Source organism: Cupriavidus sp. 05N39 (genome assembly GCF_056397325.1).
Map to the genome: position 1 here is coordinate 45,350 of NZ_JBFTNE010000036.1, position 20,788 is coordinate 66,137.

General features: G+C 66.1%; 19 protein-coding genes. 10 read left to right on the top strand and 9 right to left on the bottom strand.

Annotated elements, in window-relative coordinates; translation table 11 throughout:
* Positions 1–5: 5 nt before the first annotated feature.
* Positions 6–260, top strand: a complete 255-nt coding sequence (gene minE / locus AC1DN0_RS18450) for a cell division topological specificity factor MinE (RefSeq protein WP_006164360.1) — start codon at positions 6–8, stop codon at positions 258–260.
* 339 nt (positions 261–599) lie between these two features.
* The gene (locus AC1DN0_RS18455; RefSeq protein ID WP_441631006.1) at positions 600–1,682 is read left to right on the top strand and encodes a porin; all 1,083 of its coding nucleotides are present in this window, start codon (positions 600–602) and stop codon (positions 1,680–1,682) included.
* Positions 1,683–1,763: 81 nt separating this feature from the next.
* On the opposite strand, the gene AC1DN0_RS18460 is transcribed toward AC1DN0_RS18455, so the two are convergent.
* Together AC1DN0_RS18460 and AC1DN0_RS18465 are read right to left on the bottom strand one after the other, a co-directional pair.
* On the bottom strand, positions 1,764–2,579 hold the full coding sequence (locus AC1DN0_RS18460; protein ID WP_441631004.1) for a histidine kinase: 816 nt from the start codon (positions 2,577–2,579) through the stop codon (positions 1,764–1,766).
* On the bottom strand, positions 2,576–3,274 hold the full coding sequence (locus tag AC1DN0_RS18465; protein WP_441631002.1) for a response regulator transcription factor: 699 nt from the start codon (positions 3,272–3,274) through the stop codon (positions 2,576–2,578). Before AC1DN0_RS18465 ends, AC1DN0_RS18460 begins: the two co-directional genes overlap by 4 nt.
* 297 nt (positions 3,275–3,571) lie before the next feature.
* On the opposite strand from AC1DN0_RS18465, the gene AC1DN0_RS18470 reads away from it, so the two are divergent.
* On the top strand, positions 3,572–4,348 hold the full coding sequence (locus tag AC1DN0_RS18470; protein WP_441631000.1) for a response regulator transcription factor: 777 nt from the start codon (positions 3,572–3,574) through the stop codon (positions 4,346–4,348).
* Here the strand turns inward: AC1DN0_RS18470 and AC1DN0_RS18475 are convergent.
* The 3 genes from AC1DN0_RS18475 to AC1DN0_RS18485 all read right to left on the bottom strand — a co-directional run bounded on the left by AC1DN0_RS18475 (position 4,335) and on the right by AC1DN0_RS18485 (position 6,757).
* Positions 4,335–5,324: a Bug family tripartite tricarboxylate transporter substrate binding protein gene (locus tag AC1DN0_RS18475; protein WP_441630998.1), complete on the bottom strand. Its 990-nt coding sequence runs from the start codon at positions 5,322–5,324 to the stop codon at positions 4,335–4,337. The genes AC1DN0_RS18470 and AC1DN0_RS18475 overlap by 14 nt on opposite strands.
* A gap of 101 nt (positions 5,325–5,425) precedes the next feature.
* Positions 5,426–5,749 carry a hypothetical protein gene (locus tag AC1DN0_RS18480; RefSeq protein WP_441630996.1) on the bottom strand — a complete coding sequence of 108 codons (324 nt, stop codon included), beginning with the start codon at positions 5,747–5,749 and terminating at the stop codon, positions 5,426–5,428.
* A gap of 24 nt (positions 5,750–5,773) precedes the next feature.
* A complete protein-coding gene (locus tag AC1DN0_RS18485; RefSeq protein ID WP_441630994.1) occupies positions 5,774–6,757 on the bottom strand; it encodes an EamA family transporter in 984 nt (327 codons plus the stop codon).
* Positions 6,758–6,879: 122 nt separating this feature from the next.
* Here AC1DN0_RS18485 and AC1DN0_RS18490 point away from each other — a divergent pair, with 122 nt between their 5' ends.
* Together AC1DN0_RS18490 and AC1DN0_RS18495 are read left to right on the top strand one after the other, a co-directional pair.
* On the top strand, positions 6,880–7,485 hold the full coding sequence (locus tag AC1DN0_RS18490; RefSeq protein WP_441630992.1) for a MarR family winged helix-turn-helix transcriptional regulator: 606 nt from the start codon (positions 6,880–6,882) through the stop codon (positions 7,483–7,485).
* A gap of 103 nt (positions 7,486–7,588) precedes the next feature.
* A complete protein-coding gene (locus AC1DN0_RS18495) occupies positions 7,589–8,902 on the top strand; it encodes a M20/M25/M40 family metallo-hydrolase (RefSeq protein ID WP_441630990.1) in 1,314 nt (437 codons plus the stop codon).
* A gap of 169 nt (positions 8,903–9,071) precedes the next feature.
* On the opposite strand, the gene AC1DN0_RS18500 is transcribed toward AC1DN0_RS18495, so the two are convergent.
* A complete protein-coding gene (locus AC1DN0_RS18500) occupies positions 9,072–10,331 on the bottom strand; it encodes an MFS transporter (RefSeq protein WP_441630988.1) in 1,260 nt (419 codons plus the stop codon).
* Positions 10,332–10,441: 110 nt separating this feature from the next.
* Here AC1DN0_RS18500 and AC1DN0_RS18505 point away from each other — a divergent pair, with 110 nt between their 5' ends.
* Positions 10,442–11,338: an AraC family transcriptional regulator gene (locus tag AC1DN0_RS18505; RefSeq protein ID WP_441630986.1), complete on the top strand. Its 897-nt coding sequence runs from the start codon at positions 10,442–10,444 to the stop codon at positions 11,336–11,338.
* Between the two features lie 1,053 nt (positions 11,339–12,391).
* Here AC1DN0_RS18505 and AC1DN0_RS18510 read toward each other — a convergent pair.
* The 3 genes from AC1DN0_RS18510 to AC1DN0_RS18520 form a co-directional block, all read right to left on the bottom strand.
* Complete coding sequence (locus AC1DN0_RS18510; RefSeq protein WP_441630984.1) at positions 12,392–13,660, bottom strand: M20 aminoacylase family protein; 1,269 nt, start codon at positions 13,658–13,660, stop codon at positions 12,392–12,394.
* Between the two features lie 303 nt (positions 13,661–13,963).
* Positions 13,964–14,806 (bottom strand): fumarylacetoacetate hydrolase family protein, encoded by an 843-nt coding sequence (locus tag AC1DN0_RS18515; protein WP_441630982.1) that lies wholly within the window; start codon positions 14,804–14,806, stop codon positions 13,964–13,966.
* Positions 14,803–15,531, bottom strand: coding sequence for a GntR family transcriptional regulator (locus tag AC1DN0_RS18520; protein WP_441630980.1), 729 nt, complete (start codon positions 15,529–15,531; stop codon positions 14,803–14,805). The genes AC1DN0_RS18515 and AC1DN0_RS18520 overlap by 4 nt, the downstream gene beginning before the upstream one ends.
* A gap of 181 nt (positions 15,532–15,712) precedes the next feature.
* Between AC1DN0_RS18520 and AC1DN0_RS18525 the strand changes: the two genes are divergently transcribed.
* The 4 genes from AC1DN0_RS18525 (at position 15,713) to hydA (ending at position 20,585) form a co-directional block, all read left to right on the top strand.
* Positions 15,713–17,011, top strand: coding sequence for an MFS transporter (locus AC1DN0_RS18525; protein WP_441630978.1), 1,299 nt, complete (start codon positions 15,713–15,715; stop codon positions 17,009–17,011).
* 130 nt (positions 17,012–17,141) lie between these two features.
* Positions 17,142–18,365, top strand: coding sequence for a serine hydrolase domain-containing protein (locus tag AC1DN0_RS18530; protein WP_441630976.1), 1,224 nt, complete (start codon positions 17,142–17,144; stop codon positions 18,363–18,365).
* Positions 18,366–18,427: 62 nt separating this feature from the next.
* Positions 18,428–19,156: a maleate cis-trans isomerase family protein gene (locus AC1DN0_RS18535; RefSeq protein WP_441630974.1), complete on the top strand. Its 729-nt coding sequence runs from the start codon at positions 18,428–18,430 to the stop codon at positions 19,154–19,156.
* Between the two features lie 13 nt (positions 19,157–19,169).
* Positions 19,170–20,585 carry a dihydropyrimidinase gene (gene hydA, locus AC1DN0_RS18540; protein ID WP_441630972.1) on the top strand — a complete coding sequence of 472 codons (1,416 nt, stop codon included), beginning with the start codon at positions 19,170–19,172 and terminating at the stop codon, positions 20,583–20,585.
* Positions 20,586–20,788 lie beyond the last annotated feature (203 nt).

Sequence of the window (20,788 nt, forward strand, 5' to 3'; positions counted from 1 at the left end):
CCATCATGTCGATTCTGTCCTTCCTGCTCGGCGAGAAGAAAAAGTCCGCCTCGGTTGCCAAGGAGCGGCTGCAGATCATCCTCGCCCATGAACGCACCGGCCATTCCGCGCCGGCCGACTATCTCCCCGCCCTGCAGCGTGAACTGGTCGCGGTGATTTCCAAGTACGTGAAGATCAGCGACCAGGATCTGCGCGTGAGCCTGGAGCGCCAGGACAACCTCGAGGTGCTCGAGGTCAAGATCGAGATCCCGCAGGGTTAAGCCGCGCCCCCTCGCCCGAAGTCCGGGCGGCGGGCCGTCATGCCGCAGCTCCCTGGCCATACCGTGGCCAGCCACACGCCTGCGCGCCACCGGTGCGCCCCACGACCGCGGGGAAAGCGAGATGACGCCGACGCCATCTCGCTATGCACCATTTAATGGTTCTGTCGCGGCGTCGCAACGCTTTTGCACCAATTGCCGGCAAAGGGCCCGTCAACAGTGTGCATTAGTGTCTAAATCTTTTCTGTTTTGTTAAATTTCCGCGAGCGTTTACACGAAACGTAAACCTCGTTCGCCGCCGTGATCCGGCCGCAGACAAATACAGAACAGAAAAGGAGCCACATGAAGAGATCAGCCCTCACCCTTGCCATTGGTACGCTGCTGGCCGGCAGCGCCTACGCTCAATCGTCGGTGACCCTGTACGGCATCGTCGACCAGAGCCTGCGCTACACCAACAACTCGAACGCCAACAACGACAGCCTGTACCAGTTGACCAACGGCGCGATCACCAACAGCCGCTGGGGCATCAAGGGCAGCGAAGCCCTGGGCAACAACCTGAAGGCAATCTTCCAGTTGGAAAACGGCTTCGATCCGGATACCGGCAGGGCAAACCAGGGTGGCCGTCTGTTCGGCCGTCAGGCATATGTGGGTCTGTCCGGCGACTTCGGTACCGTGAAGCTGGGCCGCCAGTACACCGAGGGCTTTACTTTCTTCGGCGACTTCGATCCGCTGACCATCGGTAACTACACCGCCAACGCCTGGCCGTTCTTCCTGACGAACTTCCGCAATGACAACGTAGTCAGCTACGACGGCAAGTTCGGCGGCCTGAACGTGGGCGGCAGCTATGGCTTCGGCGAAAAGGCCGGCTCCTTCACCTCGTCGCAATACTATGGCTTCCGCGCTGCATACACCGTTGGCCCGTTCGGCTTCGGTGGCGTATACCAACTCACCCGCGACACGGCTGGCAACAAGCAGCAAATGTGGGGCGCGGCAGGTAAGTACAGCATCGGCCCGGCAAAGATCTTCCTGGGCTACATCGGCGGCCTGGACCGCACCGGCAGCGTCGACGCCAGCCTGAACGGCGACGCACTGGCAGCCGGTACCGCCAATCCGGTCCCGACCGGCAACTTCGCGGCAAACCCGCGCAAGGACATGACCGGCTACCTGGGCCTGACCTACCAGGTCACCCCGGCGCTGGCCCTGACCGGCGTGTTCTACGGCGACCACGTCCAGAACACGAACGGCGTGTCCAACAACCAGGGCAACCGCTACACCGGCGTGCTGCTGGCCGAGTACTCGCTGTCCAAGCGCACCCAGGTCTACGGCACCGTGGACTACAACAAGCTGACTGGCGGCACGAAGACCGAACTGCCGGGCAAGAACAACCAGACCGGTGTGGCCGCAGGTATCCGCCACATTTTCTGATTGTCCTTTCAGGCTTGACCTCTGCTCGCGCGGGGGTGACGCCAAACGACAAAAAAGCACCTTCGGGTGCTTTTTTGTTTTTCATGACAGCACGGGCAGGCGCAGCTGCCAGGTGACCGGCCGGCCGGCATGGTCGTCCGCATCCGCGCTGCCGCCGATGTCGAGTGTGCCGCCATGGCGCAACAGCACGCGGCGGCAGAACTGCGTCGCAACCGGCTCCGCCGCCTGCGCGGACTCGGCTCCGGGCACGAAGGCGACGGACAAGCGGCAGATGCGTCCGTCGACTTGCTGGCGCACCAGCGGCCGCGTGTCCCCGGCGGCGTCCAGTGCCAGGGCCAGCAGCACGCGCAGGGCTTCGGACAGCATCGCCGTGTCACCCCGTATCCAGACCCTGGCCCCCGCCAGATGGAGTTCGGTGCCGGGCCTGGCCGCCTGCCACAGCGCGTCGGCGGCCTCGCGCAGCAGCGCGGTCAGGTCAAGCACCTCCATGCGATAACCGTGGACCAGCTCGCGCAACAGCCGCGCAATGCCGTCGGTGAGACGCAGCGAAGCCTGCGCATGGCCTGCCGCCTGCGCCGCGAACACATCGTGCGCAAGCGCCTCGGGTGCGACCAGTTGCAGCTCGGCCAGTGCCAGGATGGCACTCTGCGGCGCGCGCAAGTCGTGCGACAGGGCGCGCAGGCCGGTTTGCCAGGACGCCTGCGCCTCGCTGTCATACGCCGCCACATCGATGGCGCCGGCGCTGGCCGGCAGGAGGCGCATGACGGCGGCGCATGCGTCGGCCTCCCGCTCCTCCCGCCCCGCCCCCATGTCGACAGCGAGACGCCCGATACATTGCTCCGCCGCGCGCAGGCACGCCGCCAGCCGCGCAAGCACGTTACCAAGCCACGCCCTCATCGCTCGCCTCCGGTCAGTTCGAGCCGGTAGCCGAGCGTGTAGACGGGCTGCAGCCGCAGCCCGTGCTCGGGATGCAGGGCAAGCTTGCTGCGCACCCGCGATATATGCGTATCGATGGTGCGCGACAGCTGCGAAAGCTCGCGCCCCCACACGGCCGCCACGATATGGTCCCGCGACACGATGCGTCCTTCGTTGCGGAACAGCAGCACGGCCAGGTCGAATTCCTTGGGGGTCAGCCTGAGCGGCCGGGCCCGGTGGGCCACCGTGCGCGCGGCGCAGTCGATGACATAGTCGGCCAGCTTGACGTGCTCGCCGCCCGCGGCCGGGTCCGGGTAGGCGCGCCGCAGCAGGGACTGCGTGCGCGCCAGCAGCTCGCCGCGCCGCACCGGCTTGAGCATGTAGTCGTCGGCGCCCGCGGCGAGGCCTTCGATGACGTCTTCCTCGGCATTGCGGCAGGTCAGGAACATCACGGGCACGCGCCGGTCCAGGTTGGTGCGCACCCACATCAGCACCTCCTTGCCGGAAAGATCCGGCATCTGCCAGTCGAGCAGCAGCAGGTCGAAGTTTTCTTCGCGCAGGTGCAGCAGCAGTTCGCGGCTGCGCCTGAAGGTCATGCAGACATGCCCGGCCTCGCCGAGTATCTGCCGGATCAGGGCCGCCTCGGCCGGTTCGTCTTCGAGAGAAGCGATCTTCATTCCCATGCTTGGTTGGCCGGTACGGCTTGGTGGCCCGCCGGTCTCGCTGTGATTGGCGCCGCTGGCGCCAGTGGGGCCCGACGCTGCGGGGCTATCCGCTATTAAAAACCGCGCGAAGACGCTTTCGGATGGGAATTTTCTCAAATTTCGCTAGCGATGCCTTTTTGCTTTCCGCTGCGCGCGGCACAAAGCTAAGATGCTCTGGCAGTGCCGCGCCATCCCGGCGCCGCCATGCGCAGCGCGGCGACCAGACCCGGGAGGCAGGCGCGCCGAAGCCCGCGCGCGAGGAGAGACTTCATGCGAATCGCTGTACTGGAGGACAACCCGGCCCGTGCCATGCTGCTGGAGCAGGCACTCAGCCTCAGCGGCCACGACTCGGTGCGCTTTCGCGAAGGCGGCGCGCTGATGCAGGCCCTGCGCAACGAGCCTTACGAGCTGCTGCTAATGGCCTGGGAGATTCCCGGCATCCCGGCACCGGACATATTGCAGTGGATACGCCGCACCCTCGGCGACGAACTGCCGGTCATGCTGCTGAGCCAGAGCGGCGACGACGACCACATCGCCAAGTGCTTCGCGCATGGCGCGGATGCCTTCCAGGCTGCCCCGATCCGCCACGCCGAACTGGCTGCGCGGGTGGAGGCGCTGCTGCGGCGCATGGCGCCGGTGGCGCAGGCCTGCGGCGAACTCACGCTTGGTGCCTACCGCTTTGTCCTCGGCGAGCGGCGCGCCTATGTCAACGACCACCCGGTCAAGCTGGCGCCCAAGGAGTACGAACTGGCCGTGCTGCTGTTCCGACATGCCGGCCAGTTGCTGCTGCGCCAGACCATCGAGGAAGAAATCTGGCAGCGCGACGTGCCGCCGGCATCGCGCACGGTGGACAGCCATCTCTCGCGCGTGCGCACCAAGCTCGCGCTGGGTCCGCGCAACGGCGTGCTGCTGTCCTCGGTATACGCGAGCGGTTGCCGGCTCGATCTGCTCGACCAGCCGGACCGGCCATCAGGGCCCCCGCACGGCGCCGGCAACGGCGGCAGTTGCCGCCAGTGGCCAGCCAGCCGGCGGCTCAGTCCGCCTTGATGCCCGCGTCTTTCACGATGCGGGCGTTGTCGTCATACTCCGCGCGGATCGCCGCGGCGAACTGCGCGGCGGTGCCGCCGGTGGGCACCTCGCCACCCTTGAGCAGGCGCTCGCGCACCTCGGGCTCGGCCAGGGCCTTGTTCAGTTCGGCATTCAGCTTCGTGACGATGGCCGCCGGCGTGCGCGCCGGCGCGAAGATGCCGAAAGTGGAAGTCAGGTTGGCCTTGGGGTATCCCAGCTCGGCGAAGGTCGGCACATTGGGGAGCGACTCGATGCGCCTGGGCGCCCCCACCGCGAGCGCGCGCAGCCGTCCGGCCTGCATGTGCTGCGTCAGCATGGGACTGGCATTCGTGCTCATCACCTCGAACTGGCCGCCAAGCGCGTCGTTCATCTGTTGCCCGGCGCCTTTGTAGGGAATCAGCGTCAGGTCGGCCCCGGACTTCGCCTTGACCTGCTCCAGCATGACATGGCCGACCGTGCCCAGGCCCGACGTGGCCCAGCGCACCGAGCCGGGCCGGGCCTTGGCCTGTGCGAGCAGGTCCTGGAACGATTTGCCACCGAAGCTTGACGTGGCGATCACCAGCACCGGCGAGTACATCACGCTCATGACCGGCGCGATATCGCGCTGCGGATCGTAGTTGACGTGTCCGACGTGCGGGTTGAGCGTGAGCGGGCTGGTCGAGGAGAAGCCCAGCGTATAGCCGTCCGGCGCGGCCTTGGCCACGGCGTCCATGCCGATGCTGCCACCCGCGCCCGCCTTGTTTTCCACCACCACCGAGGCGCCGGTCTGGGCCGACAGGCGCTCGCCGAGCGCGCGCGCCACGGCATCGCTGATGCCGCCGGTCGGATAGGCGACGATCAGGCGGATCGGGCGCGCGGGATACGCGTCGGCGGCAGTGGCGGCGAGCGGGCTGGCCAGGGCGGCGGCAGCCACCGGCACAGCAGCCAGCAAGGGAATTCGGCGGGAAGCGGACATGAATGGGGGAACGGCGAAGACGACGGTTGGAGACGGGACCGGCCGCGCTAGCGCCGCTGGGCGGCCCGGGACGGGTGCCGGCCTCAATGCAGGAACGGGCGCTATTTTATCCGATCGGCCACGCCTCCCGGCGCCGCCGGGCCGCGGGGAGCCAGCGGACACTCAGGTACCCACGATACGAACAGTTCATTGGCACGGTCGTACAGCCGCCATACGGTGCCGCACTCGCGGCAAGTGAAGGTGAGCATGCTGAACGGCACGCCGGCCGCACTCTGGCTCACCAGCGGGGCGGTGTGCTTGAGCGCCAGGCGCGCATGCGGCTCACGCCGGCGGGAATCCGCCGCGAGCGCGAGGCAGTGGTCACAGGCAGGCCGGGCGGGCCGCGGCGCGTTGGGGGGAGGCACGGCAGACGTCATGCCCGCCATGATGCCGTAAAAACGGCGCGCCTTTCACCCCTGTCGGTGCGGCAACGGCAATCGCGCGCCATCGGCTGCCTGCGGCCCCTGCCCAGGCTGCACCGCAGCCACCGGCGCGCGCTGGCCCAGCCACACGCTTGCCAGCACTAGCAAAGCCCCCGCCATTTGTGCCGTGCTCAGGGTCTGGCCGAGCACCAGGAAACCCAGCACCGTGGCGCTCACCGGGCTCAGCAAGCCCAGCGCGGACACCGCCGCGGTCGGCAGGCGGCCGATGCCGCGAAACCAGAATGCGTAGCTGACGCCGGCGCCGGCCACGCACAGCCACGTGTAGCCAAGTACATTGGGCAGCGTCAGGCGCGCCGGCAGGGTTTCGAAGGCCAGCGCGAACGGCAGCAGGAACAGGGCGCCGGCGGTGAGCTGCCAGGCCGTGAGCACCAGCGGCGAGACCGGCGGGCGCCAGCGCTTGGCCAGCACCGTGCCCAAGGCCATCGATACCGCGCCGGCCGCGGCGGCGGCCACGCCCACGGCATCCAGCCGCGCGGCAGGCCCCAGCACCAGCAAAGCCACGCCGCCGATGCCCCCAAGGCCGGCCAGCCAGGCGGCAAGATGCGGCCGCGCGCCCAGCAGCAGCCAGGCCAGCAAGACCACCAGCAACGGCTGGATGGCCCCCACGGTGGCCGCGACCCCGCCCGGCAGGCGGTAAGCGGCAATAAACAGCATGGCCTGGAACAAGCCGATATTCAGCACGCCCAGCAACGCCGCCTTCCACCACCAACTGCCGCGCGGCAGTTGCCGGCCCCAGGCCAGCATCGCCAGCCCGGCGGGCAGCGCGCGGATCACGCCGGACAGCAGCGGCTGGCCCGGCGGCAGCCACTGGCTGGTGATCAGGTAGGTGCTGCCCCAGATCAGCGGGGCGGAGGCGGTCAGCAGGATATCCGCCGCGCGTACCTGCGCCTGCGGGACCGGAGCAACCTGCCGGGATGACAGCGGGAGGGCGGACTGGGCGTCGGGCTTCATGTCGTCATGCCTTTATTTTTCTTCATGAAAAGAATCTTGATATCAAGATTTAAAATCCACTTTACGAAGTGAAAGGCTTGATGTCAAGATTCTTGTCACTCAGTCAAATCGCAGCGTACATCATGGCCACCCGCGGCAAACCCAAGGCACACGGCGCAACGGCGCCCACCGACGAAGCCGGCGGCGGCGCGTCTCCCCAAGCCAGCCAGCCGGCCCAACCTGCCGAAGCGCAAGGCGATCGCGTCGACCGCATCCTGGCCCAGTGGGCGCGCGAGCGCCCGGACCTCGATGCCGCGCCGATGGGCATCATCGGCCGCGTCTGGCGCCTGGCGCGCCACACCGATCGCGCGGTGGAGGCGGCGTTGGCGCCGGCCGGCCTGAATAGCTGGGAGTTCGACGTGCTGGCCACGCTGCGCCGCTCGGGGCCGCCCTATGCGCTGTCGCCGGGTGCGCTGATCGATTCGCTGATGATTACCTCGGGCACCATGACCAACCGGCTCGACCATCTCGAACGCGCCGGGCTGGTGCGCCGCTGCCCCAATCCGGATGACCGGCGCGGGCTGCTGATCGAGCTGACGCAGCCCGGCCGCGACCGCGTCGACCACGCGCTGGAGGTGCACGTGGCCAATGAGCATCGCCTGCTGGAGCCGCTGACGGCCGCTGAGCGCAAGCAGCTGGCAGGACTGCTGCGGCGCTGGCTGCAGGGTTTCGAGCCGGCTGACGAATAACGCTGTCCCATACACCGGCGCGGCTTCGGGGCTCCCGGCCCCCGGCCTGTTACCCCTTCGACCGCGCCGATTACGCCCCCCACCGCATCCCGGAGACTATCGCATGCTTTTGAACCTTCGCCCGCGCGCCAGCGCCCTTTCCCGCCGCCCGTCACTGAAGGCCGCCGCCACGCTTGTCGCTTTGCTCTGCGCCGCCGCGGCGCAGGCGGCGCCGGTGGAGCCCGCCTACCAGCTCTCCCAGCAGGAAAAGCCCGCGCTCATCGCCACCCTCAAGGACCTGGTGTCGATTGAATCGGGCAGCAAGGACATCGAAGGGCTGGACCGCATCGCCGCGCTGATCCGCGACCGGCTGGCCGCCATGGGCGGCGACGCGAAGCTGATCGAGCCCACCGAGGTCTACCGCATGGAAGACACGCCCAGGCAGGTCGGCAAGATGGTGATGGCGCAGTTCAAGGGCACGGGCAAGCGCAACATCATGCTGATCGCCCATATGGACACGGTCTACCTGCGCGGCATGCTGGCGCAGCAGCCGTTCCGCATCGACGGCGAACGCGCCTACGGCCTGGGCATCGCCGACGACAAGAACGGCGTGGCGGTGATCCTGCACACGGTAGCCATCCTGCAGAAGATGGGCTTCAAGGACTACGGGACGCTGACCGTGCTGATCAACGGAGACGAGGAGATCAGCTCGCCCGGCGCGCGCGCCATGCTGAGCAAGATGGGCAGCCAGCAGGACGCGGTGTTCTCCTGCGAAGCCACGCGCGTGACCGGCGACCGCCTGTCGCTCGCCACCAGCGGCATCGGTGCGATCTCGCTGACCGTGCATGGCAAGGCCTCGCACGCGGGCAGCTCGCCCGAACAGGGCCGCAACGCGCTGTATGAACTCTCGCACCAGATCCTGCAGATGCGCGACCTGTCCAACCCGGACAGCGGGCTCAAGGTGAACTGGACGATCTCGTCGGCCGGCACCAACCGCAACGTGATCCCGGCTACCGCCACGGCACAGGCCGATGTGCGCGTGCTGCGCACCGCCGACTACGACAACCTGGAGCGCACGCTGCAGGAGCGCGTGAAGAAGCAGCTGATCCCGGACACCAGGGTGGAAGGGAAGTTCGAGCGCCGCCGCCCGCCGCTGGAAGCCACCGATGCCGCGCGCAAGCTCGCCGCGCACGCGCAAGGCGTATATGCCGAGATCGGCGAGAAGCTGGCCGTGTACGACACCGCCGAAGGCGGCGGCACCGATGCGGCCTTTGCCGCGGCCGCCACCAAGGCGCCGGTGATCGAGCGCTTCGGCCTGCGCGGCTTTGGCGCGCACTCCAACGACGCCGAGTATGTCGACCTCAACTCGGTCACGCCGCGCCTGTACCTGCTCACGCGCATGATCATGGACGTGTCGCAGGACAAGACTGGCCGCTGATCTGCTCGCGGCCGGCGGCAGGCATCCGGCAGGACACGCCTGATGCGCTGACATGGCAGCCCCACAGGTGCTCCGGGCACCGCGTGGGGTTGCTGCAATGTGGCGCACAAGCACCGCGAGGGTGCATGGAATTGAACACCGGTACGCCCGCGTGCCACCGCACGCGGGCTCAGGCCAGCTTTTTGCGCCCGCCGAGGTCGGGCAGGAAGATGGCCAGCAGCCCAAGCAGCGGCAGGAACGCGCACAACGCGTAGACCGACTGGATGCCATGCGTGTCCGCCAGCTTGCCCAGCACCGCGGCGCCGATGCCGCCCATGCCGAAGGCAAAGCCGAAGAACAGGCCCGACACCATGCCCACCTTGCCAGGGATCAGTTCCTGCGCGAACACCAGGATGGCCGAGAAGGCGGACGCCAGGATAAAGCCGATGATGAACGACAGCACGCCGGTCCAGAACAGGTTGGCGTGCGGCAGCATCAGCGTGAACGGCGCCACGCCCAGGATCGACGCCCAGATCACGCGCTTGCGGCCGATGCGGTCGCCGATGGGACCACCCAGGATGGTGCCGGCCGCCACCGCGAACAGGAACACGAACAGGTAGAGCTGCGAACTCTGCCGTGTCAGGCCGAAACGCTCCATCAGGTAGAAGGTGTAATAGGTGTTCAGGCTCGCCATGTAGAAATACTTGGAGAACACCAGCGCCATCAACACCAGCATGGCGCGCACCACGGTGCTGCGCGGCAGCGGTGCGTGCGCGGCGACCGCCTTGCGCTTGCGCGTGGTATGCGCCAGCTCGCGGCCGTACCAGATACCGATCTGCCACAGCACGGCGATGGCCAGCAAGGCCGCGAGCGAGAACCAGGCCACGCTGCTCTGCTGGTGCACGATCCATGCCGCCAGCAGCGGCCCCGTGGCGCTACCCGCGTTGCCGCCGACCTGGAAGATCGACTGCGCCAGCCCGTGCTGGCCGCCCGAAGCCATGCGCGCCACGCGCGACGACTCCGGATGGAAGATCGACGAACCGGTGCCCACCAGCGCGGCCGCCACCAGCAGCACGCCATAGGTCGGCGCCACCGACAGCAGCAGCAGGCCGCACAGCGTGAAGCCCATGCCGATCGACAGCGACTGCGGCTTGGGATGCTTGTCGGTGTACAGCCCCACCACCGGCTGCAGCAGCGAAGCCGTGATCTGGTAGGTCAGCGTAAGCAGCCCGATCTGGGTGAAGCTGAGATTGAAGCCGCCCTTGAGCATCGGGTAGATGGCCAGGATCAGCGACTGGATCATGTCGTTGAGGAAATGCGAAAAACTGATCGCCCCCAGCACGCGGAAACCGGTCCGCTCGGCGGCGGCCTGCGTAGTGTGAAGACTCGGGGCCGGGCCCTGCGGCGAGGCGTTCGCGCCGCCTGGCGCGGTATCGATGCGGCTGCTCATGATGGAAACGGGGGCTGAGAGAAAACAAGAGGGGAATCCTGGCGCCCATCGTAAATGGCGCAATTCCGCCTGTCCTGCGAGAATAGGGCCGCAACCTTGGAGAAAAGGACATGCCCCGTCCCGTGACTCGCCGCAACGCCGGTGTGGATGCTGCGCCGTCCGCGCCACACGGCGCCATCGCCCCGCCCTCGGCCGCGCGCTATCCCGCCGATATTCCCGGCACCGACCGCGCCGACAGCTACGCGGCGGTGCCCGCCTATCTCAGCTACGACCGCAGCCTGATGCCGGTCACCGCCATGGCAGCCGACTACGTGTCGGGCCATGTCACCAAGCCGCACCAGCATCCGAACGCCCAGTTGATCCACGCCGTGCATGGCGTGATGGTGGTAGCCACCGCAGAAGGCCAATGGATCGTCCCGCCCACGCGCGGCATGTGGATGCCCGGCGGCACCGTGCACTGGATCCGCATGGTTGGCCACGTGCGCATGCGCACCGCCTATATCCGCCCGGACGCCGCCGCCAACCTGCCTACGCGCTGCACCGTGCTCGGCATCACGCCGCTGCTGCGCGAACTCATCCTCGCCGCGATCGACATTCCCACGCCTTACGCCGCCGAATCGCGCGACGGACGGTTGATGCGGTTGCTGCTGGATGAAGTGATGCTGGTGCCAACGCTGCCCTTGCACTTGCCACGTCCCGCCGATGCCGGGTTGCGGCAGATCTGCGATGCGATTGTCGGTGCGCCGGATACGGCGCTGACGCTGGCTGAATGGGGGGAGCGGCTGGGCGTGGATCCCAAGACGATCCAGCGGCGGTTTGCGCGGGAGACCGGGATGACGTTTGGGCAGTGGAGGCAGCAGGCGAGGTTGCTGGCGGGGTTGGAGGGGCTGGCCGCCGGGGCTAAGGTGGTGGATGTGGCGCTGGATCTTGGGTATGAGAGTCCTAGTGCGTTTTCTACTATGTTCAGGAGGCAGTTTGGGGTGCCGCCTAGTGGGTTTTTTCGGTGAGGTTTTTGGGCGTTGAAAGGCTTACAACGTTGGTGTGCGGGGGGTGGGGGGTTATTTTTGGGCGGTGTTGGTTGTTGCACCCAACAGCGTACGACATCCCCCTGCGGGGGACGCCGGTCACTTTTCTTTGCGTTCGGCAAAGAAAACTAACGAAAAGAAAGCCGACCCTGCCGGGAGCAGAACAATCAGGCTATTGCACGTTGGTGGTTTCGTCGTCAGGCACAAGGTCTTGGCTGGCGTGCCTTACCGGCTCGAAGGGCAGCGCAATAGCATTACCCAGTGGTTTCGTGGTGCGGCCCCTGATAGTGGGCACCCTGCCCATTCGGCCATCTGCCGTTCGCGATGCAACGGGCCACGAATCTTCGGGATTTGCCGGTTTCGTGGTTTTGTCTCTGACGGCGAATACCCTGCAAATTTACACCCTGCCGTACCGGCGCTAGCCGTGACTGCATACGGCCGTCTTCGTTACGTGGTGGGCGCCGTGGCCCGGTCAGCGAACACGGAGGGATCTGACGATGGTGTTGTGCGCGGTTCTCGACCAATCCGTGAACGAAGCCGCATGGGGGCTGAGCACGGGCCACCGCGCCCACCACGAAACCCATCAATGCAAAGTTGCGCGGCGCCCACCCCCCAAGAACGGCAGGGACCGAACAATCACCGCGCTTGCCGTCAGAGACAAAACCACGAAACCAGTAGGACTCGAAGAATCGTGGCCCGTTGCATCGCGAACGGCAGATGGCCGAATGGGCACGGCGCCCGCCACTAGGGGCCGCACCACGAAACCCGTGTGGTACGCAGGGGAGCAGCTGTTGAAGCCGGTAGGGCATGCCAGCCGAAGCCACCACCCGCACGACGCAATCACTGCCACCAAATAGCCTGATTGCTCTGCTCCCGGCAGGGTCGGCTTTCTTTTCGTTAGTTTTCTTTGCCGAACGCAAAGAAAAGTGACCGGCGTCCCCCGCAGGGGGATGTCGTACGCTGTTGGGTCCAACAACCAACACCGCCCAAAAACAACCCCATCACCCCCCGCGCACGAACGTCCCTATAGCCCCCCTACCCCTCCAAATACCTCTCCACCAACCTAGCCCAATAAGCCGCCCCCACCGTCAAATTCTCATCATTAAAATCATACCCAGCGTTATGCAGCAACGGCTGCCCCGCCCCATTCCCCATCCTGACAAAGCACCCAGGCCGCTGCTGCAGGAAGTAAGCAAAATCCTCACTCCCCGCGATCAGCGGAAAATTCGCCACTACCCTCTCCGGCCCCACCAGTTCCTCGGCCACCTGCCGGGCAAACTCCGTCTCACGCTCGCTATTGATCAGCACCGGATAACCGCGGATGTAATCGATCTCCACACTAGCCCCATAGCCTTCCACATGTGAAGTCACCAACTGCCGGATACGGTTCTCCAGCGTGCGCCGCACATCGGGACTAAACGACCGCACGCTCAGTTCCAGCTTCGCGCTTTCGGGAATCACATTAGGCGCATGCCCCGCATGCAACGTACCGATCGTCACTACCGCGGTCTCGTTCGGGTCGATATTGCGCGACACGATGCTCTGCAGCGCCATCACCAGGCTGCCCGCCACCAGGATCGGGTCGATCGACTGGTGCGGCCGTGCCGCGTGGCCGCCCTTGCCGCGGATGGTGATGGCCACCGTATCGCAAGCCGCCATGAACGGGCCCGCGCGGAACATGAACATGCCGGCTTCCACGCCAGGATGGTTGTGCAGCCCGAAAATCGCATCGCACGGGAAGCGTTCGAACAAGCCGTCGGCCAGCATGCGTTCGGCGCCGCCGCCGGCGCCGATCTCTTCGGCGGGCTGGAAGATCAGGTGGACGGTGCCGTTGAAATGGCGCGTGCGCGCCAGTTGCCGCGCGGCGCCGAGCAGCACGGTGGTGTGGCCGTCGTGGCCGCAGGCGTGCATCTTGCCGGCATGGATGCTGGCGTATGGCAGGCCTGTGCGTTCGTGAATGGGCAGCGCGTCCATGTCGGCGCGCACGCCGATGCTGCGGCGTGAGCCGCCCTGGCGCAGCGTGCCGACCACGCCGGTACCACCAACGCCGCGCGTCACTTCGTAGCCCCAGCCTTCAAGCTGGCTGGCGACGAGCTCGGCGGTACGCACTTCGTCAAAGGCGAGTTCGGGATGCTGGTGGATGCTGTGGCGGATGGCTTCCAGCTCGGCACGGCTGTCGAGCGTGTCGGACAGTTCGCAGAAGTGGGAGATGCGCAGCGGGCGTGCCGATGGTGATACAGCGGGTGGGGTCGCGGGTGAGTCGGCGAGAAGAGACTCAATGAATTCGGGTGCGTGTTCTGACATGGCGGTGTGCTCGTTTTTTCGAGGCGTATAGAAAACAGTATTTCACGCTGGGCGCAGAGCGCAAACGGTTTAACCCTTTGTAGCGAAATCAGGGGAACAACTGTTGCGAACGGGGGACGATCCCTCCGCCCGAGGGGTCATCGAGGAAGCCTGAACTCCCGCGCGGGCATCACAGGCCCTGCCTTCTTCAGTGCGCCACGGATGCCGGCAGGTGCGGCTGGCGGTACAAGCAGGGCGCATGAAGCAGAAAGGGCGGCCATCGCTGGCCGCCCTCTTTCTGGCGTTCAACCTGACCAAACAGCCCTATGCGTAGGCCACCACCGTCTGGCCCTGCTCGCCCAGGCCGTCGATGCCCAGGCGCATCGTGTCGCCCGCCTTGAGAAAGCGCGGCGGCTTGAAGCCCATGCCCACGCCCGGCGGGGTGCCGGTGCAGATCAGGTCGCCGGGGTGCAGCGTCATGAAGCGGCTGACGTAGCTCACCAGCGTGGCCACGTCGAACACCATGGTGGCGGTGCTGCCCTTCTGCACGCGCTCGCCGTTGACGTCCAGCCAGAGCGCCAGCGCCTGCGGGTCGGCGACTTCGTCGCGCGTGACCAGCCACGGGCCGACCGGGCAGAATGTATCGCAGCCCTTGCCCTTGTCCCAGGTGCCGCCGCGCTCGATCTGGAATTCGCGCTCGGACACATCGTTGACCACGCAGTAGCCGGCAACGTGGGAAAGCGCTTCGTCGCGCGAGACATCGCGTGCCACCTTGCCGATCACCACGCCGAGTTCCACTTCCCAATCTGTCTTTTCCGAGCCGCGCGGCAGCATCACCGCATCGTAGGGGCCATTGAGCGAGCTGTTGGCCTTGAGGAAGACAATGGGCTCGGCCGGCAGCGGCATGCCAGCCTCGGCGGCGTGGTCGGCGTAGTTCAGGCCGATCGCCACGATCTTGCCGATGCCGGTCCAGGGCACGCCGAAGCGGTCGGCCTGCACCACCGGCAGCGTGGCCGGGTCCACTTTGGCCAGCCGTGCCAGCGCTTCGTCGGACAGCGCTTGCGGCCCCAGTCCGTCCAGCACGCCGGACAGGTCGCGCACGCGGCCTTCGGCATCGATCAGTCCCGGGCGTTCCGCGCCCGGCTTACCCACACGTACTAGTTTCATCGTTTCCCCTTGGCTTCGGTGACAGTGCGGCCGGCGGGCTCGGACAGGGTCCGCGCGACCACGGTCAGGACTTCTTTGGCGGTGTTCTCGGAATGCTGGCGCAGCACCTGTGGCAGCCGCGGGCGGCCCGGTTCGCGCAGTGCAGCCATGATGGCCTCGTGTTCCTCGTGCGATTCCTGCCAGCGCAGCATATCCGCGTTGGCGGCGCCGCGCGCACGGTGCACCTTGCTCATCAGCGTGGCGTAGATGCCGGCCAGCACCGGGTTGGCGGCGCCGTCGATGATGAGCTGGTGGATTTCCTGGTTAATGCGGAAGTACTCGGTGCGCCGCCCCGCGGCGTGGGCATCCAGCATGGCCTGGTGCTTGCGCTCCAGCCGCGCCATCGACACCTCGGACAGCCGCGCCGCGGCCAGTTCGCCGGCGGTGGCTTCCAGCCCGTGCAGGGTTTCGAAGGTGGAACGCAATTCGTCCAGATCGAGCGGCGCCACGCGGTAGCCGATGTACTGCCGATGCAGTACCAGCCCTTCGGACACCAGCACCTTGAGCGCCTCGCGCAACGGCGTCTTGGACACATCGAACATTTCGCAGAAGGCGCGTTCGTCGATGCGCGCGCCGGGGGGCAGTTCGCCCTCTTCGATCATGGTGCGCAGACGGGAGGCGATCTCGGCGGACATGCCGAGCGTGCGCAGGCGCGTGGATTTAGGAAGCGTTTGAGTCACAGACATCACCGAGATGGGGAACATGCACCACAAGAAGGCTATCACACCCTGAAATTGTGCGTTTGCCTAACAATAAAATCAATGACTTACGAGAGTTGTAATTACAGATTACGTATCCTATACTCCGTTCCAGTTGCGCGACACAAAACACAAACCGCCCTACCATTCCTCAAAGGAGACACGCGTCATGCAAACGACAAGCCGGGCTGCGGCGCTAACGGAGACGAAGAGCTCCGTACGCTGGAAGATTTTCCTGATGATGTTGTTCCTCATCGCCATCAACTACATCGACCGCGCGTCGCTGTCGGTGGCGATGCCCCTGATCGCCAAGGAATTCGACCTCAGCCCCACCATGCAGGGCCTGATCCTGAGTTCATTCTTCTGGACCTACGCGGTCATGCAGATCCCCGGCGGCATGCTGGCGGACAAGTACAAGCCGCGTATCGTGATCGCCACCGCTACCATCTTCTGGGGCGCCTTCCAGGCGCTGGCGGCGGTATGCACCAGCGCCGGCGCCCTGCTGCTGACCCGGCTTGGCCTGGGCGCGGCCGAAGCGCCGATCTACCCGGCCGGCGGCAAGCTCAACGCGATCTGGATGACGCAGAACGAACGCGGCCGCGGCGCCACCCTGCTCGACGGCGGCGCGCCGCTGGGCGCGGCGCTTGGCGCCATCATCATCACTTGGCTGATCACCGCGCTGGGCTCCTGGCGCCTCGCCTTCGTGGTGGCCGGCGTGGGCACCGTGCTGGCAGGCCTGGCGGCGTGGTACTACGTGCGCAACTCCCCGCGCGAGCACCGTGGCGTCAATGAGCTCGAAGCCAGCTATATCGAAGCCGCGCAAGCCACCGAACATCGCGCCGAACCGGCAAACCTGTCCGGACGCTCGCTCGATTTCCTCAAGTACCGCTCGGTGTGGTGCATGGCGATCGGCTGGATGTGCTTCAACAGCGTCTTCTACGGCCTGCTGACCTGGATGCCCAACTACCTGAACAAGGTGCACGGCTTCGACATCAAGCAGATGGGCGGCGCCAGCTTCATCATCTTCTTCTCCGGCTTCGTGGGTGAACTGGTCGGCGGCTGGATCGCGGACAAGTGGAAGGCCGGGGGCGGCAGGCCCAACCTGGTGATGCGTACCCTGTTCGGTATCGCCGCCGTGGTCGCCACCGTGTCGATCTTCTCGGTGGCCTATGTGAAGGATCCGGTAGTGGTAGTGATCCTGCTCTCGTGCACGCTGTTCTTCCTGCGCTGGTGCGGCCTGTTCTGGTGCATCCCGTCCATCCTCGGCACCCGCAACAAGGTAGGCGTGCTGGGCGGCATCATGAACCTGGGCGGCAATATCGGCGGCATCACCGTGCCCATCATCGTCGGCATGATCGTGCAGTTCACCGGCTCCTACTTCCTGGCCCTGATGTTCTTCGCCGCCGCCGGCGTGGGCCTGTTCCTCGCATCGACCGCGATCGACTACGAGAAGAAGCTGCCGGTCTGAGCGCAGCCCGATCTCGACACCAAGTCTTGCCCCCCGTACGCGCCGCGCCGGCACAAGCCGGCAGCGGCACGGCCTGAACCGCTCCCGTCCCGGCCGCGCCACGCGCGCCGGGCGGTGGAGGAGACACTTCATGAAAGCAAGCCCACGCAAACTGGCCGGCGCCGCCACGGCAGCCGCCCTGCTGCTGCTCGGGACCGCGCACGCGCAGCCCCCCGCCGCCGCGCAACACGCGGCCAAGGCGACGCAACCCACCGCGGACCTGCCCACGGCACAGCCCGAAGCCGTCGGCGTCGATTCGCGCAAGCTGGTCGAACTGTCGCAATGGATCCGCCGCGACCAGCTCGACGTGCGCAGCCTGATCGTCATCAAGGACGGCAAGCTGGTCTTCGAGCGCTACGGCGACGAACTCGCCCGCGACTACAACCATGAGCTTTACTCCGTCACCAAGTTCATCAGCGCGTTGCTGGTCGGCACGCTGGTGGGCGACGGCAAGCTCACCGCGCAAGACAAGCCCGCCCCGCTGCTGGCCGCCGCGCGCCCGGACCTGGCGCCGGCGCTGGCCGACAAGCAGGACATCGAACTGCGCCACCTGATGTCGATGTCCAGCGGCCTGTCGTACAAGCTGGTGGAAGGCACCGACACGCTCTATTACGGCGTGCCGGACCGGCTGAAAGTCGCCGCGTCCGCCGCCGTGCGCACCAAGGCCGGCACCGAATTCGACTACATCGACGTCAACCCCGTGCTGGTGGGCGCCACCATCACGCAGGTCAGCGGCCAGCCGGAGCAACGCTATGCCGAGGCGCGCCTGTTCAAGCCGCTCGGCATGTCGCATTACCGCTGGGACGGCGCCGACGGCAAGGGCGCGGTCTCGGGCGGCTGGGGGCTGCGCCTGCGCTCCATCGACATGGCCAAGCTCGGCCTGCTGATGCTCAACCAGGGCAAATGGCAGGGCCGGCAGATCGTGCCCGCTGACTGGGTGGCGCGCATGACCACGCCCGCCGGGCCGGCCGCGGACTACGGCTACTACTGCTGGGTCAACAACATCGTCAAGAGCGAGCGCGAGTTCAGCGCGATGGGCTTCAAGGGCCAGTTCATCACCGTGCTGCCGCAGCAGAACGCCGTGGTGGTGATGAACAGCATCATGTCCACCTCCGGCGGCCTGCGTGATGCGGCCTACCTGGACCTCTACCGCAAGATGGTCAACGACTACGTGCTGCCTGCGCTGCAAGCCGGCAACAAGGTCAGGCCGGACGCCGAGCGGCAAGCCGCTCTCCGTCAAGAGCTTGCGCTGGCGCACGCCAGCCACGGCAAGCCCGGCACCGCCCTCGCCTTCAACGACAAACCCGAACAATAACGAGCAGGGCCCCGGGCACCGCATCGCACCGGGCCATGCCATTTCCTGAGAGCTTTACTCCCATGACCAAACGCACCCTTCTCGGCATGCTCACGCCGTCGTCCAATACCGCGCTGGAACCCATCACCAGCGCCATGGTGAGCGGCCTGCCGAACGTCAGCGCGCATTTCTCGCGCTTCACCGTTACCGAGATCTCGCTGCGCGACCAGGCGCTGGGCCAGTTCGATCTCGACAAGATCATCGGCGCGGCCAAATTGCTGGCCGACGCGCGCGTGGACGTGATCGCGTGGAACGGCACCTCGTCCGGCTGGCTCGGCTTCGAGAAAGACCAGGCGCTGTGCCGCCAGATCACCGAGGCCACCGGCATCCCCGCCACCACCTCGGTGCTGGCGCTGAACGAAATCCTGGAAAAGACCGGCGCGCGCGACTTCGGCCTGGTCACGCCCTATCTCGACGATGTGCAGCAACGCATCGTGCAGAACTACAAGCGCAACGGCTTTGGCTGCGCGGCGGAGCGCCACCTCGACCTGCATGTGAACTACAGCTTCGCCGAAGTGGAAGAAGACACCATCCGCCGCATGGTGCGCGAAGTGGCACAGCACAAGCCGGCAGCCATCACGACCTTCTGCACCAACCTGCGCGCGGCGCACCTGGTGGAAGAACTGGAAGCCGAGACGGGCATCCCCGTCTACGACACGATCTCCACCGTGGTGTGGAAATCGCTGCGGCTGGCTGGGGTGGATACGCGCGAGCTGCGCGGCTGGGGCCGCTTGTTTGCCGAAGTGGAATGAAGGAGCAGGGCGCATGAACACCGAACTCGATCTCGTCATCCGCAACGCCGAAGTGGTCACCGCCTCCGACCGCTTCACCTGCGACATCGGCGTGCGCGATGGCCGTATCGCCATGTTGGGCGATGACCTGCCGCGCGGCACGCGCGAAATGGATGCCACCGGCCTGCTGGCGCTGCCCGGCGGCGTGGATGGCCACGTCCACCTCGACCAGCCGATGCCGGACGGCATGCGCATGGCGGATGACTTCTTCACCGGCACGCGCGCCGCGGTTTGCGGTGGCACGACCACGGTGATTCCGTTTGCGGCGCAGGAGAAGGGCGGCTCGCTCAAGGCTGCGGTGGCGGACTACCATCGCCGCGCGGAGGGCCGTGCGGTGGCGGATTACGGGTTCCACCTGATCGTGGCCGATCCGACGCCGGAAGTGTTGCAGCATGAATTGCCCGAGTTGATCCGCAAGGGCTATACCTCGTTCAAAGTCTATATGACCTACGACGATCTGAAGCTGTCGGATCGCGAGATGCTGGACGTGCTCGATGTGGCCAAGCGCAACGATGCGCTGGTGATGGTGCATGCGGAGAATGCGGATTGCATCTCGTGGCTGACCGAGAAGCTGGTTGGGGAAGGACGCATCTCGCCACGTTTCCACGGCATGGCGCGTCCGGCTCTGGTGGAACGTGAAGCCACGCATCGCGCGATTACCTTTGCGGAGCTGGTCGATGTGCCGATCCTGATCGTGCATGTGTCGGGCAAGGAAGCGATCGAGCAGATCCGGTGGGCGCAGGGCAGGGGGTTGCCGATTCTGGCGGAGACTTGTCCGCAGTATCTGTATCTCACCGCCGAGGATATGGGATTGCCTGGCGACGATGGGTATGAAGGCGCGAAGTGCGTCTGCAGCCCGCCGCCGAGGGATCCGGAGAATCAGGCTGCGGTGTGGCGTGCGCTTACCAACGGCGTGTTCAGTGTGTTTTCTTCGGATCATGCGCCGTTCAACTATGACGATCCGGAAGGGAAGAAGCTGGGTGGCACGGCGCAGCCGTTTGACCACATTCCCAATGGCGTGCCCGGGATCGAGACGCGGCTGCCGCTGTTGTTCGATGGGATTGCCAAGGGCAGGCTTTCGCTGCATCAGTTTGTCGAGCTGACTTCGTACCGGCCGGCGCGGCTGTATGGGTTGTATCCGCGCAAGGGGACGATCGCTGTTGGCGCTGATGCGGATATTGCGTTGTGGGATCCTTCGCGGAAGGTGCGGATTGCCAATAGCGATCTGCATCATGCGGTGGATTACACGCCTTATGAGGGGATCGAGGTGACCGGGTGGCCGGTGCATTGCTTCTCGCGGGGGGAGTTGCTGGTGGAGGATGGGAGGTATCTGGAGCCGGTTCCGGGGCGGGGGCGGTTCTTGCCGGCGGGGGCGCCTTCGTTGGTTTGAGGTTTGGTGGTGGTTTTGATTTCAAACTTCAACTGCCTAACTTCAAAGTCAACGTCAAAGGCTTAAAGCCAAAGGCGGTTTCACCCCCCTGCGGGGGGCGACCTACTTTCTTGTCTTGCCAAGAAAGTAGGCAAAGAAGGCGCGCCGGATGGGGCGACTTCCCCTCGTCGTCAGGCAAAAAGAGCGGCCGGGGGCCAAACTCG

Excerpts from the sequence above, each read along its gene's own strand:
- AC1DN0_RS18485 (WP_441630994.1), bottom strand. The coding sequence starts at position 6,757 with ATGAAGCCCGACGCCCAGTCCGCCCTCCCGCTGTCATCCCGGCAGGTT.
- AC1DN0_RS18500 (WP_441630988.1), bottom strand. The coding sequence starts at position 10,331 with ATGAGCAGCCGCATCGATACCGCGCCAGGCGGCGCGAACGCCTCGCCG.
- AC1DN0_RS18470 (WP_441631000.1), top strand. The coding sequence starts at position 3,572 with ATGCGAATCGCTGTACTGGAGGACAACCCGGCCCGTGCCATGCTGCTG.
- AC1DN0_RS18480 (WP_441630996.1), bottom strand. The coding sequence starts at position 5,749 with ATGGCGGGCATGACGTCTGCCGTGCCTCCCCCCAACGCGCCGCGGCCC.
- AC1DN0_RS18465 (WP_441631002.1), bottom strand. The coding sequence starts at position 3,274 with ATGAAGATCGCTTCTCTCGAAGACGAACCGGCCGAGGCGGCCCTGATC.
- AC1DN0_RS18455 (WP_441631006.1), top strand. The coding sequence starts at position 600 with ATGAAGAGATCAGCCCTCACCCTTGCCATTGGTACGCTGCTGGCCGGC.
- AC1DN0_RS18535 (WP_441630974.1), top strand. The coding sequence starts at position 18,428 with ATGACCAAACGCACCCTTCTCGGCATGCTCACGCCGTCGTCCAATACC.
- AC1DN0_RS18520 (WP_441630980.1), bottom strand. The coding sequence starts at position 15,531 with ATGTCTGTGACTCAAACGCTTCCTAAATCCACGCGCCTGCGCACGCTC.
- AC1DN0_RS18505 (WP_441630986.1), top strand. The coding sequence starts at position 10,442 with ATGCCCCGTCCCGTGACTCGCCGCAACGCCGGTGTGGATGCTGCGCCG.
- AC1DN0_RS18510 (WP_441630984.1), bottom strand. The coding sequence starts at position 13,660 with ATGTCAGAACACGCACCCGAATTCATTGAGTCTCTTCTCGCCGACTCA.
- AC1DN0_RS18530 (WP_441630976.1), top strand. The coding sequence starts at position 17,142 with ATGAAAGCAAGCCCACGCAAACTGGCCGGCGCCGCCACGGCAGCCGCC.
- AC1DN0_RS18475 (WP_441630998.1), bottom strand. The coding sequence starts at position 5,324 with ATGTCCGCTTCCCGCCGAATTCCCTTGCTGGCTGCTGTGCCGGTGGCT.
- AC1DN0_RS18515 (WP_441630982.1), bottom strand. The coding sequence starts at position 14,806 with ATGAAACTAGTACGTGTGGGTAAGCCGGGCGCGGAACGCCCGGGACTG.
- AC1DN0_RS18490 (WP_441630992.1), top strand. The coding sequence starts at position 6,880 with ATGGCCACCCGCGGCAAACCCAAGGCACACGGCGCAACGGCGCCCACC.
- AC1DN0_RS18525 (WP_441630978.1), top strand. The coding sequence starts at position 15,713 with ATGCAAACGACAAGCCGGGCTGCGGCGCTAACGGAGACGAAGAGCTCC.
- hydA (WP_441630972.1), top strand. The coding sequence starts at position 19,170 with ATGAACACCGAACTCGATCTCGTCATCCGCAACGCCGAAGTGGTCACC.
- AC1DN0_RS18495 (WP_441630990.1), top strand. The coding sequence starts at position 7,589 with ATGCTTTTGAACCTTCGCCCGCGCGCCAGCGCCCTTTCCCGCCGCCCG.
- AC1DN0_RS18460 (WP_441631004.1), bottom strand. The coding sequence starts at position 2,579 with ATGAGGGCGTGGCTTGGTAACGTGCTTGCGCGGCTGGCGGCGTGCCTG.
- minE (WP_006164360.1), top strand. The coding sequence starts at position 6 with ATGTCGATTCTGTCCTTCCTGCTCGGCGAGAAGAAAAAGTCCGCCTCG.